Origin of the sequence: Caballeronia sp. LjRoot34, assembly GCF_964253815.1 — a bacterium.
GTDB lineage: Bacteria > Pseudomonadota > Gammaproteobacteria > Burkholderiales > Burkholderiaceae > Caballeronia.
In genome coordinates, this window is sequence record NZ_CAXUSB020000001.1 from 1,686,989 (window position 1) to 1,703,804 (window position 16,816).

Here is a 16,816-nt window from a genome sequence, read left to right on the forward strand (position 1 = left end):
GCCTCTGCCATCGACAATCGCTGACGTCGGTCAGTGGTGCAACGTGACGTTCGTTCGAATGTTGCCAGGTCAACCCATTCAATCCCGACGGACATTTCATGCTCGTACTCAAACCGCTCTCTCGTCGCCCGATTGCGCTCCTTTGGACCGGGCAGGTATTCGCCGCCACAGGATCCGAGTTTTATATGATCGCGGTGGTCTGGATCGCAGTCGGACTGGTTGGACGTGATGCCGGCTATGTCTCGGCCTTACAGGCAGCAGGCCTATTGGCCGGGAGCCTGTTTGGCGGCGTTGTAACTGACCGGTGGCGGCACGGGGTGACCATGATCGCGGCGGACTTCACGCGTATGCTCCTCGTTTTGATGCTTTCGCTAGCGGGGCTTCTCGGAGTGCTGACACTCCCTCTGCTGGCTGCCACAGCCACGTGCGTCGCGCTCGTCACCTCCGTTTTTGATCCGGCTTTGCAGGCGATGTTACCCGTAATAGCACCGGAGCCTGGAATGCGTCATGCCACAAATGCATTATTCGATGCAACGCGAAGAACAGCACGTATCCTGGGCCCAAGTCTTGTTGCACTGGTGAATGGCATTTTGCCAACCGGCCAGTTTTTCATCGTTACCGCTGTAACCTTCCTGCTGTCCGCGATGGCCGTGCGTGCGGTAACGGGCAAACTCGATATCCACCGCGATCAGAGCCTTTCGGGAGCGGCAGCAATCATTGATAGCCTTATAGGCGGTGCCCGTGCAGTACGCGGGCACGCCATTCTAAAGTACGGCCTGTTCGCCAATATGATTGGCAACATCGCGTGGGCGATGGGCGTACAGTTGGGAATGATGCTTTATCTGCGGCAGGTCAGTCATGATCCACTAACAGACTATAGCCTGATGATGATGGCCTATGGCATAGGCAACCTTTCGTCCAATCTGGTGCTCGCCAGTTTCAAGGTAAGACGCCCCGGTTTGTGGCTCGTGGCTTCAAAGATAATTTTCGGGCTGGGTGTGATTCTGTTACCGATCGCGCATGACCGGCCCTTGCTCATGTTGATCGCTGGATTTGCTGCCATCAATGGCCCATTCGAAAACCTTGCGATACTGCACCTCATACAGAGTGAATTCCCCTCACACCGGGTATCGCAAATCTACCGGTTGCAGATGTGCGCGGTATTCTCTGGGTTGCTACTTGCCTATCTCGCTGCCCCTGGCTTGTTTGGCTGGTTCGGTTATGCGCCGGTCATCGTTGCGTCGGGCGTGTGTACTCTTGCCGCTGGCATCGCAGGGATAGGCTTGATCGCACATCGGACTCGTATGCTGGAGGAAGCGAACTAGGCGCTTCGATCGCATGAGGCATTGACCGGCCAACTACGGACGTTGGCCACTGGCGTCTAGATTGTTGACAATCGACAGATAAACCCAGGGCCGGGAGACGCCGGCCGACCACGGCCATCAGATGCTTTTACTAGACGGCTCTAAAGTTCTGGCCATTTTTGCCGTTACATGGGGCTGGGGCGCCGTATTGCCGTTTCTCTCCTTCGCTAAGGTGAGCGTCCTCCAAGTGCAGCCAGGACCATACTCGACTATCATCCAATCCCACTATCGAATTTTTTGCTGGAATTGCCGCCGCGATACACCGGCGTAGGATTCTCTCCTCCGCGATGCACGTTGATCTTCTCACCCTTTATTTCCTCGTGGTCGGGACGCTTTTCGCCAGTTCCGGGATGACGCTCTGGGAACATCGAACACATCCCAGGCGCAGCAAGGAACTGAAAATACTGGCAGCGGGGTACGCAACGCTTGCCATCGGCTGTGCGGCGGCGATAGTTCGTCACGAGATGCCCGGTGCGACTGGCTCCGCCTTGAGCAACCTCGTTATCGTAAGTGGCTATCTATTGGTCCTGCAAGGCGTCGCATCCTTGAGCGGCCGGCAATACCGTAACAGCTCTGCTGCGATGCTCATCCTGCTGGCGCTCACATGGGCCGTGGCAGGCGCGCGCTGGGAGGGTTCGGTGTGGTACTACGCGAGCGCGATTCCGATCGCGTTGGCTAGCGGCGTGACGTCTTTCGAGCTGCTGCGATGCGACGGCATGAAATCGATGCAGTCGCGGCATATCGCGGTGTTGGTGACGGGCATCCATGCGCTCCTATATGCTGCCAGAGCGTGCGTCCTGCCTCTGCTGGCGGCACGGTACGGGCAGGACATTGTGACGATCGCCAGCAACATTACGATGTACGAAGGAGTCCTGTATTCGGTTGTTCTGCCGATGACCCTGCTGAGGCTGATCCGCGATGAGACCCATGGCGAGCTTCTACGAGACTCCCAAACGGATTACCTGACTCGCCTTGGCAATCGCAGATGGTTTTTCGAAGAGGGCGCACGCGTAATCCGCGACGCAGAATCACGCCGCCCGATTTCCCTCCTTGCATTCGATCTCGATCTGTTCAAGACAATCAATGATCGCTACGGTCATAAGACGGGCGACGAGGTATTGAAAGCATTTGGCGACATTGCCCGGAGCGTGGTTGGTCCTGATGCGATTCTCGCGCGCATCGGCGGAGAAGAGTTCGCTGCCCTGCTTCCCCACCATAACAGCCTTCGCGCCAAAGAGGTGGGCGAGATCGTCGCTAAACGTTTCGCTGAGACGATCCCTCACCGGATTGACGGCGTCGCGATACAAGCAACCGTCAGCATCGGTCTCGCACAGTTCGGAACCGAAGCGCCCACGCTTGCCGACCTGCTGGCAGCTGCCGACGCGGCGTTATACAACGCGAAGTCGCTCGGCGGCAATCGGCTTGTATTGGCGCAGCCTACCTTGCGCCCCGAGGTTGCCTGACGATGGTATGGACAGCGCCAGTTGCTGTCCGCTCCTTCTAGCGTGCACCCTTCGCATCGAAATGCGACATGGTGCGATTGGCCGCGGTTATCCTGCGTCTTGCCCACAATCAAGCGCAATTTCGCCAATCTGCTTCTCTCGATCACGCTCGCGTCGCCGCTCTCGGCCCTGGCGCTCGGCACCGACAATCCAGACTACGATCAATGCATCCTGCAATCGCTGGCGAATAGCCAAAGCAACATCGCGGCAAACGTGAACAGACGCTCGTGCGAGGCGCGTTACAGAAACGGCGCGCTGCTCTAGCCGCGCGAACAGTCATATCACGTGTGTGTTTTGCAGAATATGCAGAGCGTGAGAGCCGCATACGCGGTGCAATAGATCCTGCGAGCATGTCAGCGCCAGAATCAGATGTGAGCTAGGTCAGCCGGGATCGACAGTACCAGACGGGGAAGGGACTCGTTAGAGGGATTTTGAACGACCGCTATCTGCAGAATCGACGGTCTGTTATGGGTCGACTTCGGACCGTCGTCGGCCGACGTTCTTGGGTTCAGGCGTCAATGGGCCACGAGCTTCACAAAGACTAACTCTGGATCACCCTCGTCCAGGTTATCGATATAGCCGCTCTATACAAAACCGCAGCGCAGTGGAGCGAACGCATCGGGATGTTGGACGTATTTGTCGATGTTAGCAACTTGGTCCATGCACTGCGACTCCAATCCGCGCAGAATCTTCGTACCGATGCCCCTGCGTCGTGCCGCTTCTCCGACCACGATCAGTGGAACAAAATTCTGTTCGAAGAAGGTTTGAGTCAACACATCCTAGCCAATAACCGATGAGTCATCATTCGTTTCCGTTGCAACCCAACATTGCGCGGCGACAACTGTGTTTTTGATGACCGCCGTTCGTTGGATCTCGCGTCGTGCGATGACGTCCAATTCGATCAGCGACACGATGTCCCGGCTCAGCCACTCGAACGTGCACCCGATGGCTTTTCATGATCGTGGCGGAATTGCAGATACCCCGATCGTAGCAGCGGTTTGCGGCACACGCTGTCGGTGCAATCAGCGCATGAATGTCCGTGTCCGGCTACTGCGACGAAGCGGTTCTGGTCGGCTTTCGTCGGCGAGACCGGCTGAGGCGGGCTGTTACGAAGGCGCATTCAAGTGCGACCGGCTGCGGGTATTGCGGCGAAAGTGCTACGCAAGTAAATTTATTTTCGGGAATAGCGGGGAATGCCCGGGAACGCCGGGGAATCTGTTCCCGTATTGGCGGCTCTGGCACGTACTTGCACGCTCAGAAAACCTCGCCTAGAGTGGCAGTACACAATCTGGTCCGGTCAACGTGCGTCGCACGACCGAGTACGCGTTAGCGGCCCGAAGCACCGATGGAATTGAGGTGGGAGAACAGTGCGCAGTGACGGGCCGCTTTGCAGAATCCGTTTCTATGTAGTCCTTATCTGATCGACAATGATTGCAGTCAAGCCCGCCGGGTCTGAATGACCCCGCGGGTTTTCTTTTTGTCATTACGAAAACGACATCGGTGCTTCGGCGCATTACCGATGGAGGCAGTGGGCGATGAATACAGCAGTGGGTAGCGTCTTGTGCAAGCGAGGCAGCAGGGGGTCGCGCGCGGAGTGTATCTGGTTGGCGCCGGCCGTTGTGCTTGCGCTCTCGTGCCCGGTACACGCGGACTGCCTGGATGACGCGGCCGCAAACGAAGGTGTTCCGCCCGTGCTGCTGCGCGCGGTTGCACAGCATGAGTCGGCGATGCGCAGCGATGCCGTTCATCGCAACGCGAACGGTAGCCTCGACATCGGTCTCATGCAGATCAATTCGGGCTGGCTACCTATCCTGAAGCGCTACGGCATCGTGGCGCATGACCTGCTCGATCCGTGTGTCAATGCCTATGTCGGTGCATGGATCATCCGCTCCAACGTTGCGCGATTCGGGGCGACGTGGAAGGCGGTGGGCGCGTACAACGCGTCGAGCCCCGACGGGCAGCTTCGATATGCCGATGCGGTGTATGGCGTACTGGTTCGCCAGTCCGCGCCGACTAACGCGCGTTGGTAGGGGCATGGTCATGGCCCACGCGACAGCGACCCTGACACGCATCGTCCTTGCGACGCTGTGCATCTGTGTAGTTTCTCATGCGAACGCCCGCTCCGCGGCAGACATGCATGCGGCAGGCTGTACAGCAGCCACGTCTGCCGCACCACAAGGCGTGTCATATGCGACCGCTGCTGCGCCAGCCTCGTCTGTGCGGTTTCGTTGCCGGACGCTGCGGCGCCATGAAGGCGGCCGGCACGACCGACGCCACGCAAACGATGCAACTGCCGGCCAACGCGAAGGGTCCGGCGGACTGTCATCCGTCACGGTGGACGCAAAGCAGCCGGTACGCGGGACGGCCGCACCGGCTGCAGCTGAGTCCGGCTTCGCATTGCAGGCCGGGCAGTCGCTGCAGGCGCAACTTCAGAGCTGGGCGATGGGCGCGGGCTGGACCGTTGTGTGGACATCTCCCGATGACTGGGTGGTGCCGGGCGGACAGCGGTACGAGGGGCCATTTCCGGATGCTGCCCGGCAGGTGATTGAGGCGCTGGCGCTCGATGGAGCGGACATCCGTGCCGATCTTTACATGGGCAACCGCACGCTGGTCGTTCACGTTGCAGGAGAGGACGAATGAACCTCCTTCTGTGTGCACGATCAAGTGGTGCGGCGGCGCTTGCCGCGGCCTGTGTGCTCGCCGGCTGTGCGATTCCGGGGACACGCCGGGAGGAGGCACAGATTGGCGCTGATGCCCGGTTGGCGGCGCAGAGCCGGCCGTCTTCGCGCCCTGTCGTGAGCGTGCACCAAGGGGCGTGGCTGATGGGGCAAAAGCTCGCCGCAAACGAACCGCAACCGGCACTCTTCGATACGCGCGTGGTGTTCAACGACAGCGCGCCGTCGCTTGAGAACGTGGCTGACTGGATCGCACAAAGCGTCGGCGTGCGGGCGGTGGTCGATGCGTCGGCACAGTCGTCTTCGGTGTCCACGGCGTTCCCATTGCAGCCGGGTAACGGCGGCCCGCGGGCGAGCGCAATGGTCGTCGCGCAGCCGGGGCAGTCGGGTGTGCGCCCCGACGGGCAGCCATGGCCATTGTCGCCGCTATCCGCGCTGCCGCAGGGTCTCGCGACCCGTCTGGATTCGCTCCCCGTGCCGATGTCTGGCCAGACAGTGGCGCCGGTGTCGCGCCCCTTACGTTATGACGGCACGTTGCGCGGATTTCTCGACGTGGTGGATACACGCTTTAACGTGTGGTCGCACTACCGTGACGGCGTCCTCAGCTTTTACAGGACGGAGACGCGCACCTTTACCGTGCCGAGTCTGCCCGACGCCTCCAGCATGTCGGGATCGATTTCGACGGGGGATTCGGATAGCGGGCAGGGCTCGGGCAGCGCGTCGGGCGCGCAGTCCTCCGCAGGCGCCGGTTCGGGTGGCACCTTCACGCTGGGCGGGGGGGCGGATAGCAGCTCGTCAGGCAGCGGTGGCCAGACGATCAGGCTGTCGGTTCAGGCCAGCCCCTGGGCGAACCTCGAGAAGACTGCGCTCGCGATTGCCGGGCCCGGTGCACAGGTCGTGGCGGACAGCAACCTGGACGTCGTGACCGTGACGGGAACGCCGCCGCAGTGCGACCGGATTGCCTCGTGGATCAAGGGGCTCAATGCGATCTTCAACCGGCAGATCGCCATCGACGTACACGTCTATCAGGTGCAGCTGAACCAGGAAGACAACTACGGCGTCAACCTGGGCCTTGCCTACCAGAGCGCGGGTGGCCACACGGGCGTGACGGTGACGGGTGCCTCGATCCCGCTCGTGAGCAGTAACGCGTCGCCGATGACCTTGGGCGCGAGCATCCTGGGCGGCCGGCTGGGTGGCACACAGGTTGCGCTGCAGGCGCTCTCGACGCTGGGCAACGTCTCGCAACTGGTGGCGCGCTCGGGGGTGACACAGAACGGCAAGCTGCTTGCGCTGCAGGCGGCGAAGCAGCAGGGCTATGTGGCTTCGACGCAGACGACGCTCGCCACGAGCGTTGGATCGTCCACGTCCATGCAGACGGCGACGCTCGTGCCCGGATTTACGAGCAGCTTCCTCCCGCGGCTCGTCGGCGACCGGATCCTGATTGCCTTCGACATGACCCTCTCCGATCTGCTGAGTCTGCAGACCTTCACGTCCGGCACGGGCACGGGCGCCTCGAGCGTGCAGCTACCGACGATGCAGATCACGCGCTTCGAGCAGTCGGTGAGCCTGAGACCCGGCGAAACACTGGTGCTCACCGGCATGCGTCAGCAGTCCGACAGCGTGACGAACAACGGCATCGGCTCGCCGTACATGGCGCTGCTTGGCGGCGGTGTGGATGCGCAGAAGGGCGACACGATCATCGCGGTCGTCATCTCCGCGCGTCTGCTGTGAAGGGGGCGACCATGATCTTCGCCAATACAAAGCGGTTCGCGCCGTTGCTGATGGTCCTGCTGCAGCTTGTTGCCCACGAGGCATGTGCGGCGCCCGCGGATGCGCGGGTCTCCATTCCTTCAGTGGCTGCACCGGCGGTGCCAGCAGGCGCCGGTACGGTAGCCAGTATCCCTGCCGCGCCTTCGGCGTCGGATGAACTGGCCGCGCTGCAAAGGCAAATTCCAGTGCTCAGGGCGCGCGCCGAGATCGCGAAGCTGCAGGCCGACATTGCGACCGCGGGGGCTGCCGGACTGTCGGCACAGTCCGCACTCCCTGCGACGCAGACGACCGGCACGCGTGCCGGTGCCGGCGCACCGGACCAGCAGATGGATGCGGCCTTTGACGTGAAGCTCGTATCGGTCGCAGCGTGGGATGGCCGCTACGTGGCCATGCTCCAGACCGGTGGACGCAGCATTGCCGTGCGCGAGGGGGACGTGATCGACGGCGGATGGAGGGTGGCGCACATCGGCGACACCAGCGTCGAACTGACTCGCCGCGGCCAGGCCCGCAGGGTGGGGCTCTGACATGGCCGGAATCGTGATGCTTCCCGGCGTGAAGGGGCCGTTCGCCATCGGCCTGTCCTGGCGGCACGAGGAGTCAGTGCCGGGCCGTCGGGCGTTGCGCGCACTGGCGGCAGCGAAGGGGCGGTGGGCAGTTATCCGCAAAACGAGCGCCGGCACCGTACAGGTGGGCTTGTGCGATACCCCCGATGGCATGGAGGGTGGCAGCGGGATGCGCGCGCTCGCGGCGGTTGTCGCTGACCTGCGTCCGCAGCCCTGGATGGGCGTGTACCGGCTCGCGGAGAACAGGTACTGGTACATCGCGGTGCGCGATGCCCAGGAGGTCCTGCCCGATGGTGACCAGATGGGCACGCTTGAGGAAATCACGCGGGTACAGCAGCGCCATCAGGCCTACGGTGAATGGACGCGCATCGAAGGTTCGATCGATGACCTGTGCGAGATGGCGATGACGGTGCCGGTGACGCCCGTCCTGCGCGATATGCGCCGCGGGCGCGGAGCACCGGCCCTACTGGCCGTCGCGTTCGTGTCCGGTGTCGGCCTCGCGCTGGCGACGTGGCAAGGTCATGAACGCGCGATGGAACGGCGGGCGTGGCTCGCCCGTCAGCATGCGCTGGCCACCCGTGCGCCTGTGCCTGACGCGGCACCGTGGAGGCATGAGCCGATGTCCTCGGCCGTGCTGGGCAATTGCGACAGGGCGTGGCAGGTGCAGCCACTTGCTTCGGCAGGGTGGACGCTGACACGGTGGCGCTGTGAGGTCCAGGCGCACGGGCTGCTGCTGACGACTTCCTGGATCCGTAGCGGTGGGCTGGCGAATGCCGCGCCCGGCGTGCTCGCACCGGACGCGCAGCATGCCAGTGGCTCGACGCTGGTCGATGTGACATTCGAGGGCGCGCTTGCCGTGCTGCTGCGTGCGGACGATGCGCGCCGCGCGATCTGGACTCTCGCCCAGATGTACGGACTGAGGCTCGAGCCGCAGACTGCGCCGACCGTGGCCGTGCTGCCCGGTACGACGCCAGGGCGGGCGCCCATGGTCAACACGTGGAGCGCGACCGCTTACCGTCTTACGCTGGATTCACCGCCGTGGCCCGACCTCGGGCGGCCGTTCGATGCAGTCGCGGGCTTGCGCATCCACTCAGTCGAGCTTGACCTCGCGACGTTGCAGTGGACAGTCTCCGCCACTGTGTATGCGCAGCATGAGGCAGCCGGCCCTGTAGCCCCTGAGCGGGGCGCATCGGCCGGCAAAAGCGGAACGTTCGCGGACAGGGGGCGGCCATGAACCCGCTCGCCGCTGTCGCACAGGTGCTGTCCGGCGGACGTGCGACGCCGATGTTCGGGTTTGCGCGCAGCGCTTCGCCCGCTTTGCCGTCCTTGCCCGAGCCGCCGCTCGTCCTGCAGCCGCATGTGGTGTACGCGGATACGGACGGACATCCGTTCGCGCGTGGTGCGATGGCGCTTGGCCTGCTCACCTCAACGCAGATCCGGATGCTCGCGCGATTCCAGGCAGAGAGCGGCCGGCCGCTTGGGGATGTTGCGGCCGAGGCGGGTCTGCTGACGATGGAGCAGGTGCGGCAGATCACGGATGCCTGTCCGTTCACGGTCCACATTGATGCGCGGCACGCGGGCAACCCGCTTTTCCTGACGTGGCTGGAGGATGTGCGCCACGCGGGCGTGGTGCCGGAGATCCATACGGTGACGGCGCAGGAGCTGGCGAGCCAGCGTCAGTCGGAGTCGACAGGGAGCGTTGCCGACGAGCGGAACCTGAACACCCTGAACCTCGCGCGCAGGATTTTCACCGAGAGCGCCGCGATGGGCGCAAGCGATATCCACATGCTCGTGCGCGACACGCATGCGCAGGTGCAGATTCGCGTGAAGGGAGACCTGAAGGTCGTCACGAACCTGAGCATGCGCCGGGAAGAGGGCGAAGCGCTGGTGCGCGCCACCTACACGGGTCTGTCGACCGTCAAGCAGTCCACCTACAACCCGCTCGACTTCCAGGACGCGCAGATCAGCGGCGAGGCGTTGCCCGATTCGGGTCTCTCGGGCGTGCGGATCATCCGTGGGCCGGCCTATCCGGTGGAAGCAGGCGGTGGCTTCATGGTTGCACGGCTGCAGTACGGGCAACAGACGGGCGCAGCGCGTCCCCGAAGTGCTCGTTCGCCCGTGATGCAGACGCGCCCGCCGGCCGCTCCCCCGGGCCACCTGCGGCTCCTGGAGATGGGCTATACGGCGGCGCAGGTGGAGCTCATCGAGCGGCTCGTGCGGCGACCCATGGGCATCGTCGCCGTGACGGGGCCGACCGGCAGCGGCAAGACGACGACGCTGTATGAGTGCATGCGGCACCAGGCGCGGCTCTTTCCGCAGGTGCGACAGATCACGATCGAGAACCCGCCCGAATATCCGATGCCATGGGCGATCCAGCTCTCGACGGAAAGCGAGAAGTTCTCGGCGATGCTGCGCATGGCACTGCGGATGGATCCGGACATCCTGCTGCTGAGCGAGCTGCGTGCGGCAGAGGAAGCGATTGCTGCGGTGCAGGCGGCGATGACGGGGCACTTCGTGTGGACGACGCTGCACGTGACGGATCCGTACAAGACGATCGACCGGCTGGAGACGCTCGATCACGTACGGCTTGCCCGCAAGGTGGTGTGCGACCACGAGCTGCTCGTTGGGCTCATCGCACAGCGCCTCGTGCCGCGCCTGTGTCCCCACTGCAGCCGGCCGCTCGCCACCGTGGTGGATACGCTGCCCGCGTACATGGTGCAGGCGCTGGATTCGTGGGGCGACGTTTCCACGATGCGCGTACGCGGGAGCGGCTGCACGCACTGCGATGGCGACGCGACAACCGGCAAGCGGGCGGTGGCGGAGATCGTGCTGACCGACGAGCGGTTCATGAGCGATTGCGTGACGCAGGGCGTGCTCGCGGCGCGCCGCAACCATCGGCGCAAGCCTGGCGCGGACCGCCCGATGATTGCGCATGCGATGGACCTGGTGCTCGCCGGCGTGGTTGATCCGCGGGACGTCCAGCGCAGCGTGGACGAAATCCCGCTTGCGGGAGCCGAGCTATGAGCGCGGGCCTCTCGTGGCGCATGCGGCGCCAGCTGTACGAGCAGGCGTCGAGCCAGATCGAAAACGGCCGCACGCTCACCGAGGTGCTGGTGGATTTTCGCGACCGGCTGCAGCGTCGGGGCCGGGCGAAGGCTGCGGCGAGCGCGCACGACATCTACCGCAAGGTCCGGGACGGCAAGACCTTGATGGGTGCCATGGCGGGAAGTCTCACGGATCTCGAATACGCCGTGCTTGGCTCAGGCGAGAAAGCGGGGCAACTACCCCAGGCCATGCAGCTTGTTCTGGAGACGCGCGAGCGCATGGCGCGCATCCAGCGCAGGCTTCTCGCGAGTCTGTTTGCGCCCGCGGTGTATCTCGTGACGCTCTATGTGGTGCTCTTTTTTATCGGCGCGTTTGTGGTCCCGCAGTTCGCCACGGTGCTGCCGCGCGAGCGCTGGACGGGCTGGGCGTACGCGCTCTATGTGATGGGGCAGGTAGCCGCTGGGTGGTTCGCGCCGATGGGCATAGCTCTGCTTGGCGCCGTCATTGCGGCGGTGATCGGGTCGCTGCCGCGCTGGACCGGCGAGGCAGGTATTGCGGGACGCCGTCGTCTGGACGCGCACGTCTTCCCGTACACGGTCTACCGGGAGGTGACGGGCTTCGCGTGGCTGCTGTCATTTGTCACGTTGCTGCGCGCGGGCGTGACGGACAGCGAGGCGCTGGCGGGCCAGATCCGCACGGCCTCGCCGTGGCTCGCCTCGCGGCTGCGCCCGGTCGTGGCGGGTCTGAGAAACGGCCTGGACATGGCGGCCGCCATGCGCCTCTCGGGCTATGGATTCCCGTCTGCGGACCTGATCGACGAGATCGGTGCATACGTCGGCTTTGCCGACTTTCCCCGAAAGATTGAACAGGTCGCCCGCGGGTATGCGGACGTGCTCGAGCGACGCCTGATGGTCAGGGCGATGGTGGTCTCGGCCGCCTTCTCCGCGCTGATGTTCCTGTCGTTCGTCGTGCTGCAGCTCGGCGCCAATTCGATCTCATCGATTCTCGCGTCGTCGATGGGGGCCTTTTGACAGGCATGGACGCGCACTTACGTCATTTCGGAGGAGAAGGTCATGGACGGCATTCTGGGCAGGATTGTGGCAATTGTGCTGGGGCTGCTAGCGCTCTCGGGCGTTAGCTACGCGGCGTACAAGGGGTTTTCGGGCAGCAAGGCGAGCCAGCTTTCGGGCGACATCGCGCAGATCATCACACAGGCACGTGTCCAGTCGGCGCAGGGCAGCGACGGATACACGAGCTTTACGACGGGCAACGAAGGCGCACTCATCACGGCGGGCATTTTTCCCGGGGACATGGTGCGCAACGGCACGGTCGTTGACCCTTGGGGCAACAACGTGGCGCTCACGTCCGATGGCAATGCGACTGAAGGTGTGCTGACCGTTGGCGGCGGAGGCTCGGAGACAGCCGATCAATGCACGAACGTTGTGACGGGCCTGAAGGATTACGTGAGTCTCGCGGTCGGTGGGACCACCTTCACGCAGGCCACCCCCCCGGACTCTGTGTCGGCAGCGAACGCGTGCGCAGCCGGACTCAGCATTACGGTGACTTTTCAATGAACCTGAGAATTAGGACTACTACGAAATTAAACAGCAACGGAAGAGGGCGACAATGACTTTCATGATTCTGCCGCTGGTGGCAGTCCTGTTCTTTGCGGGACTCGCCGCGCAGGCGGCCGGGTTTGCGCAGGCGGTGCCCGGCGCGGGCGTGGCCGGTCGCATGCAGAGCGCTGCCATCGTGTCGGGGCATCGAGCAGAGGTCTTTGCCGGCGCATGCGTCGAGGCGGCACTCGAGGCGCCGGGCGTGATCGCGGCGACGCTCCCCGTGCCACTGCCCGCGGGCGTGATCGCGCCCGCAGGCGCTGGCTGCATCACGACGGCGGGAGCGACAGGCGGGCGCAATGTCTATGCAGTGGTACCGGCCGTGCCGGGCGCCGCTGGACAGGTGATGAGTGACACGCAGGGCAGTGCGGCCTGGCTGAGGGTGGAGGAGGCGGGACTGGCGTTCGATCTGGTGACGGGTCTTGCAGTGGATGTTCCGGCGAGCTTGACGCCGGGCGCGCTGCTCGCCTGGACCCTGGTCGAGCCGTGAGGGGCGCCCGATGGACGCCATCGTCGGTTACATCGTCGCGCTCGCGCTGTCGGTGCTGGGCGCAGCAGGCTTTGCAGCGTGGGCACGCGTCGGCGTAACCAATGTGCAGACCGCGGCGGCGGCGGGGCAACTGTTGCTCGTTGACAAGGCTGCGCAGCAGTATGTGCAGGACAACAGTGCCGTCATTGCGCAGACGGCGACCGCCGCAACGCCGGCGACCATCACACCGCAGATGCTCGTGTCGGCAGGCTATCTGCCGGCGGGCTTTTCGCCGACGAACCTGTTCGGACAGACCTGGCTGCTGCAGGTGTTGCAGCCGGTAGCGGGCCAGTTGCAGTCGCTGGTGACCTCGCAGGGAGGCCGCGCGATTTCGGACACGAAGGAACTAGTGCAGATCGCGGCGCAGGCGGGGGCGCAGGGCGGATTCGTACCGTATGCAAACCAGGGGGGCGACACGACGATGAGCACGGCGAACGCCTACGGTGCCTATGGCGGATGGCGTGTGCCGCTTGCGGGCTATACGAATCCGGGAAGTGGACATCTCGCCTCGCTGCTTGCATTTACCGGAGCGCAGGCCAATGGCAGCTACCTGTACCGTGTACAGATACCAGGTCAACCGCAGCTGAATGCGATGCAGACGGATCTCGGCATGACCGATAGCGGTGGCACAGCTCATAACATTACGGGCGCCGCGACGATACAGGGCGACCAGGCGATCCTCGCCGGAGGTCCGAGCGGCAGCCTGAACGTGGGCGCGGCGCAGTTCTATGGCGACACCGCAAACGCGGCGGTGCGCCAGCCGGGCGGGCTGTATATCCAGACGCCGGGCGGAGCGGGTCCGGCGGATCTGAGTGAGGTCAACAACATCAACGCGAGCGGTACGGTCAGCGCGCCGATACTGAATTTCAACACAGCGCCGGCGACCTGCGCCTGGGGCCAGGCAACGGTACGGGGCGACAACGTTCTCTATATCTGCAACCAGTGGGGCAACTGGGTGCTCGCGAGCCAGATGATCGGCAATGTGCTTACCGCTGCCAGATACCTGAACGAGCCCGATGGCGGTGCTGTTGGCAAGCCGACCTGCACGGGAGGAACAGCGACGGCAGCGATCATTCCTCAAACGACAGGCGAGAACGTGGCGGCCGATCCACCGTGGGAAAGCACGATATACCGCCTCGTCGATGAAGGCACGTGGTGGTACGTGCAGATCACGCTCTACGACCCGTATGGCAATGCGTATTCGGGCACCAATCTGAACCTGACCGCGGAGGTGGATACGCAATGCCAGTACGCAAACACATGAACCGCTTATGGCGGGCGGTGCAGGCATACCTGCGAGCGTTTGCGGCTGCTCCGACGCGTGCGCAGCAACGCAACGCTTTTTGTAGAGGCAATCGATGAAAGGCGGACTGAATATGAAAGGCAGATTGACGCTTCTTTCGATGGGTGCCATTGCAGGATGCTGTTTCGCGTTCCTGTCGGCGCCGGTGCGCGCACAGGTGTACGGTAGCACGCCCGATGGACAGATGGGTTATGTCAGCACGCCTAATCCTGTCGCGCCGAATTGCAACGCTCCATTGATATGGACGCTTAGCGGCGGGCATTACACATGCGGGTCCCCACCGCCGCCGCCACCACCACCGCCACCACCACCGCCTCCCGTAAATCCGGGCCAGTCCCTTCTGGAGATCTGCACTCTCGCTGTGCAGGGAGTGTCGGGCTACACGGATTTCCATCTGGAGGGAAGCTCGGAGATCGTGAAACTGCCCGCAGATGCAGCGTGGTACTGGTCGGCGGTTGGCCCCGGATACGCGACAGGCAATTGTGGCGACAGCACGGGTGACGTCTATTACGTGGTTTGTGGCGTCGATCCCGCGAGCGGGAGCATCAACTTCCTCCAGGCATCTCCGGCTGGAGGTTCGGGACAATGTCACTAGAAGAGGTTCGTTCGGGGCGAGGAGGGTTTGAATGTATGCGATCGATTAACGACGCCCTGCCTGCAGGGGATGAGATGTCCGGGAAAGGTGTCCACCAAAATTGAATTTCCTGGGCGGGTCGTTACAACACGGTAGGAGCAGGCGAGACCTTTGGGCTCACCGGGGCCAACGGACAACGCGTATACGTGGAAGGGCTAAATGGGTCATTTCGTCTGGTGCACAGCGCGTGGACCGCACAACTGTTTCCTGTCGATCAGTCCGGCAACGTCGTTGCGAGTGACGATGTAAATGGCCTGAGCGTGACCACGAATACGTTGAATCTGAATTCGGGAGCGGCCAATTGCTCATGGAACGTGGTGGTACACGCAGTTCACGTTGATTGATGCGAACGGGACCGGATATACCGGAAGTGCGCTGGCCTGAGCGCCGAGGTTGACACTCAATGTCAGTTCAGTGATGAATAGAAGGAGAAGAAGCAATGGCCGGACGACTTTCAGCGATCTATCTTGGCGTGGTGCTCCTTGCGAGCGCAGCACTGGCGCCGTCGGTCGTGCGCGCGCAGGTATGGGCAACGGGGCCAAACGGGGGGGCGGGCTATATCAGCACACCAGCGCCGATTTCACCGAATTGTGTGCCGCCGGCGATCTGGATGCAGCAACCGAACGGGGCATACACCTGCGGGGTGCCGGCACCCCCACCGCCTCCGCCGCCACCACCGGCGAACACGCCTCCGCCACCCGCAATCCCATTAGATCAAACCTGCGCTGCCGCCCTGGGCATCAGCCTGAGACTGTTCGACGGCGAATTCACCCAGACGAGCGCTAATACGTACCAGTTCGGTCCCAACCTCGATCAGTGGTGCGGGGACGTAGAAACGGATATTTGCACTGTCAATAATGGAGTGGCCAATATCCAGAAAAGCGAACAATTTTTAGGTACCTGCAATCAAGGGGGGCATTAAAGCGGTACGCTGGAAAAGCGCCCGCGGACTGCCGGACGCTTTGGTCGCCATGGTCCAGGAAGGACCTGGTTCGCTCCTGTGGTGAAACTCCATGTTGAATTGATTGGGGTACCGGCACGTGCACCGCTGAAAACTACGGTGTATAGCGTGTTGGTGGTTAATGGTACCGGTAGCAGCAGAAACACCACACCCGGATACCGACTTGAGTTCAAATCAGCGGTGACCTCAGTGGACGGTCCTTGCAGCGCAGCGGATAGCACGATGATTCGGGAGGCCGCGGGAATTCCGCTTTCGGTCGTGAGCGTAAAGCTGCTAACGGTAAGTTCGTCTCCAGCGCTTGCGGTGCTAACTGGCGAAGCAGCAGTGTGTGGCAGCGGGTGGCGGATACTTTGGCAGGCGAGACGGAAGGGGGCCGTTCATATAAAGGAGTTTGCTCCGTGTCTTCCGAGCCGATTGTCGCGGGGGTGGGGGAATTTGCGGACCTGGATGCGCGTGCCGCGAAGATCGCACCCGCGCGCAAACCGGTCGTAAGCAAGCGAGTGATGATGTGGGACTGGATTCAGGAAAGTATCACGCTCAGGCGCGGCCGGACCGGTGCAAAGCTAGAGGCCGTGCGCCATTGGGCATTCGAACGGCTTGCGCGAGACCCGAGGACGAACTGCACGACCTCTTTCCGGTAACCGGGGCCGTCGCGCGCGCGTGGCGCACCTGGGAGGGAAAATCCGTCTTGCCGGAGTCAGCTTCCGGTCTGACGAAGGACCAACGCCCCTCGTTGGACCCCGAGGCTTTGGAGCCTGTTTCGCCGCATGCAAAGCGGGCAGATAAAGTAGATCCCGAAATCGTCGACAGCGGGATCAACCCGGTTTGCAGGGGTCGATTGATGGCAACGGATG

The 16,816-nt window shown here is 63.0% G+C and carries 15 protein-coding genes and 1 pseudogene; all 16 read left to right on the plus strand.

The features are described 5' to 3' along the window. The first annotated feature begins 98 nt into the window (after window positions 1–98). The 16 genes and pseudogenes from ACSQ36_RS07570 to ACSQ36_RS07645 all read left to right on the plus strand — a co-directional run bounded on the left by ACSQ36_RS07570 (window position 99) and on the right by ACSQ36_RS07645 (window position 16,603). The gene (locus tag ACSQ36_RS07570; protein ID WP_436181428.1) at window positions 99–1,325 is read left to right on the plus strand and encodes an MFS transporter; all 1,227 of its coding nucleotides are present in this window, start codon (window positions 99–101) and stop codon (window positions 1,323–1,325) included. Window positions 1,326–1,651: 326 nt separating this feature from the next. After that, on the plus strand, window positions 1,652–2,827 hold the full coding sequence (locus ACSQ36_RS07575; protein ID WP_436181429.1) for a diguanylate cyclase domain-containing protein: 1,176 nt from the start codon (window positions 1,652–1,654) through the stop codon (window positions 2,825–2,827). 108 nt (window positions 2,828–2,935) lie between these two features. Next, a pseudogene (locus ACSQ36_RS07580) lies at window positions 2,936–3,205 on the plus strand (VF_A0006 family four-cysteine protein). Between the two features lie 1,259 nt (window positions 3,206–4,464). After that, entirely contained in the window at window positions 4,465–4,896 is a 432-nt protein-coding gene (locus ACSQ36_RS07585; protein WP_436183119.1) for a lytic transglycosylase domain-containing protein, read from the plus strand. 10 nt (window positions 4,897–4,906) lie between these two features. Beyond that, window positions 4,907–5,506: a toxin co-regulated pilus biosynthesis Q family protein gene (locus ACSQ36_RS07590; protein ID WP_436181430.1), complete on the plus strand. Its 600-nt coding sequence runs from the start codon at window positions 4,907–4,909 to the stop codon at window positions 5,504–5,506. Beyond that, the gene (locus ACSQ36_RS07595) at window positions 5,503–7,272 is read left to right on the plus strand and encodes a secretin N-terminal domain-containing protein (protein ID WP_436181431.1); all 1,770 of its coding nucleotides are present in this window, start codon (window positions 5,503–5,505) and stop codon (window positions 7,270–7,272) included. Before ACSQ36_RS07590 ends, ACSQ36_RS07595 begins: the two co-directional genes overlap by 4 nt. Further along, a complete protein-coding gene (pilP, locus tag ACSQ36_RS07600; protein ID WP_436181432.1) occupies window positions 7,269–7,835 on the plus strand; it encodes a type IV pilus biogenesis protein PilP in 567 nt (188 codons plus the stop codon). Before ACSQ36_RS07595 ends, pilP begins: the two co-directional genes overlap by 4 nt. A gap of 1 nt (window position 7,836) precedes the next feature. Continuing rightward, the gene (pilO2, locus tag ACSQ36_RS07605; RefSeq protein WP_436181433.1) at window positions 7,837–9,108 is read left to right on the plus strand and encodes a type 4b pilus protein PilO2; all 1,272 of its coding nucleotides are present in this window, start codon (window positions 7,837–7,839) and stop codon (window positions 9,106–9,108) included. Then, window positions 9,105–10,898 (plus strand): GspE/PulE family protein, encoded by a 1,794-nt coding sequence (locus ACSQ36_RS07610; RefSeq protein ID WP_436181434.1) that lies wholly within the window; start codon window positions 9,105–9,107, stop codon window positions 10,896–10,898. Before pilO2 ends, ACSQ36_RS07610 begins: the two co-directional genes overlap by 4 nt. Then, on the plus strand, window positions 10,895–11,950 hold the full coding sequence (locus tag ACSQ36_RS07615; protein WP_436181435.1) for a type II secretion system F family protein: 1,056 nt from the start codon (window positions 10,895–10,897) through the stop codon (window positions 11,948–11,950). The genes ACSQ36_RS07610 and ACSQ36_RS07615 overlap by 4 nt, the downstream gene beginning before the upstream one ends. 42 nt (window positions 11,951–11,992) lie before the next feature. Next, window positions 11,993–12,493: a type 4 pilus major pilin gene (locus ACSQ36_RS07620; RefSeq protein WP_436181436.1), complete on the plus strand. Its 501-nt coding sequence runs from the start codon at window positions 11,993–11,995 to the stop codon at window positions 12,491–12,493. Between the two features lie 52 nt (window positions 12,494–12,545). Next, window positions 12,546–13,025, plus strand: coding sequence for a hypothetical protein (locus ACSQ36_RS07625; protein WP_436181437.1), 480 nt, complete (start codon window positions 12,546–12,548; stop codon window positions 13,023–13,025). Between the two features lie 10 nt (window positions 13,026–13,035). Further along, window positions 13,036–14,328 (plus strand): shufflon system plasmid conjugative transfer pilus tip adhesin PilV, encoded by a 1,293-nt coding sequence (pilV, locus tag ACSQ36_RS07630; protein ID WP_436181438.1) that lies wholly within the window; start codon window positions 13,036–13,038, stop codon window positions 14,326–14,328. A 112-nt stretch (window positions 14,329–14,440) separates the two neighbouring features. Further along, on the plus strand, window positions 14,441–14,962 hold the full coding sequence (locus ACSQ36_RS07635; RefSeq protein ID WP_436181439.1) for a hypothetical protein: 522 nt from the start codon (window positions 14,441–14,443) through the stop codon (window positions 14,960–14,962). A 478-nt stretch (window positions 14,963–15,440) separates the two neighbouring features. Then, on the plus strand, window positions 15,441–15,923 hold the full coding sequence (locus ACSQ36_RS07640; protein WP_436181440.1) for a hypothetical protein: 483 nt from the start codon (window positions 15,441–15,443) through the stop codon (window positions 15,921–15,923). A 437-nt stretch (window positions 15,924–16,360) separates the two neighbouring features. Continuing rightward, complete coding sequence (locus ACSQ36_RS07645) at window positions 16,361–16,603, plus strand: hypothetical protein (RefSeq protein WP_436181441.1); 243 nt, start codon at window positions 16,361–16,363, stop codon at window positions 16,601–16,603. Window positions 16,604–16,816 lie beyond the last annotated feature (213 nt).

Coding starts and splice junctions, on each gene's coding strand:
- ACSQ36_RS07615 (WP_436181435.1), top strand. CDS start 10,895: ATGAGCGCGGGCCTCTCGTGGCGCATGCGGCGCCAGCTGTACGAGCAG.
- ACSQ36_RS07570 (WP_436181428.1), top strand. CDS start 99: ATGCTCGTACTCAAACCGCTCTCTCGTCGCCCGATTGCGCTCCTTTGG.
- pilV (WP_436181438.1), top strand. CDS start 13,036: ATGGACGCCATCGTCGGTTACATCGTCGCGCTCGCGCTGTCGGTGCTG.
- pilO2 (WP_436181433.1), top strand. CDS start 7,837: ATGGCCGGAATCGTGATGCTTCCCGGCGTGAAGGGGCCGTTCGCCATC.
- ACSQ36_RS07620 (WP_436181436.1), top strand. CDS start 11,993: ATGGACGGCATTCTGGGCAGGATTGTGGCAATTGTGCTGGGGCTGCTA.
- ACSQ36_RS07575 (WP_436181429.1), top strand. CDS start 1,652: ATGCACGTTGATCTTCTCACCCTTTATTTCCTCGTGGTCGGGACGCTT.
- ACSQ36_RS07590 (WP_436181430.1), top strand. CDS start 4,907: ATGGCCCACGCGACAGCGACCCTGACACGCATCGTCCTTGCGACGCTG.
- ACSQ36_RS07595 (WP_436181431.1), top strand. CDS start 5,503: ATGAACCTCCTTCTGTGTGCACGATCAAGTGGTGCGGCGGCGCTTGCC.
- ACSQ36_RS07635 (WP_436181439.1), top strand. CDS start 14,441: ATGAAAGGCAGATTGACGCTTCTTTCGATGGGTGCCATTGCAGGATGC.
- ACSQ36_RS07625 (WP_436181437.1), top strand. CDS start 12,546: ATGACTTTCATGATTCTGCCGCTGGTGGCAGTCCTGTTCTTTGCGGGA.
- ACSQ36_RS07610 (WP_436181434.1), top strand. CDS start 9,105: ATGAACCCGCTCGCCGCTGTCGCACAGGTGCTGTCCGGCGGACGTGCG.
- ACSQ36_RS07640 (WP_436181440.1), top strand. CDS start 15,441: ATGGCCGGACGACTTTCAGCGATCTATCTTGGCGTGGTGCTCCTTGCG.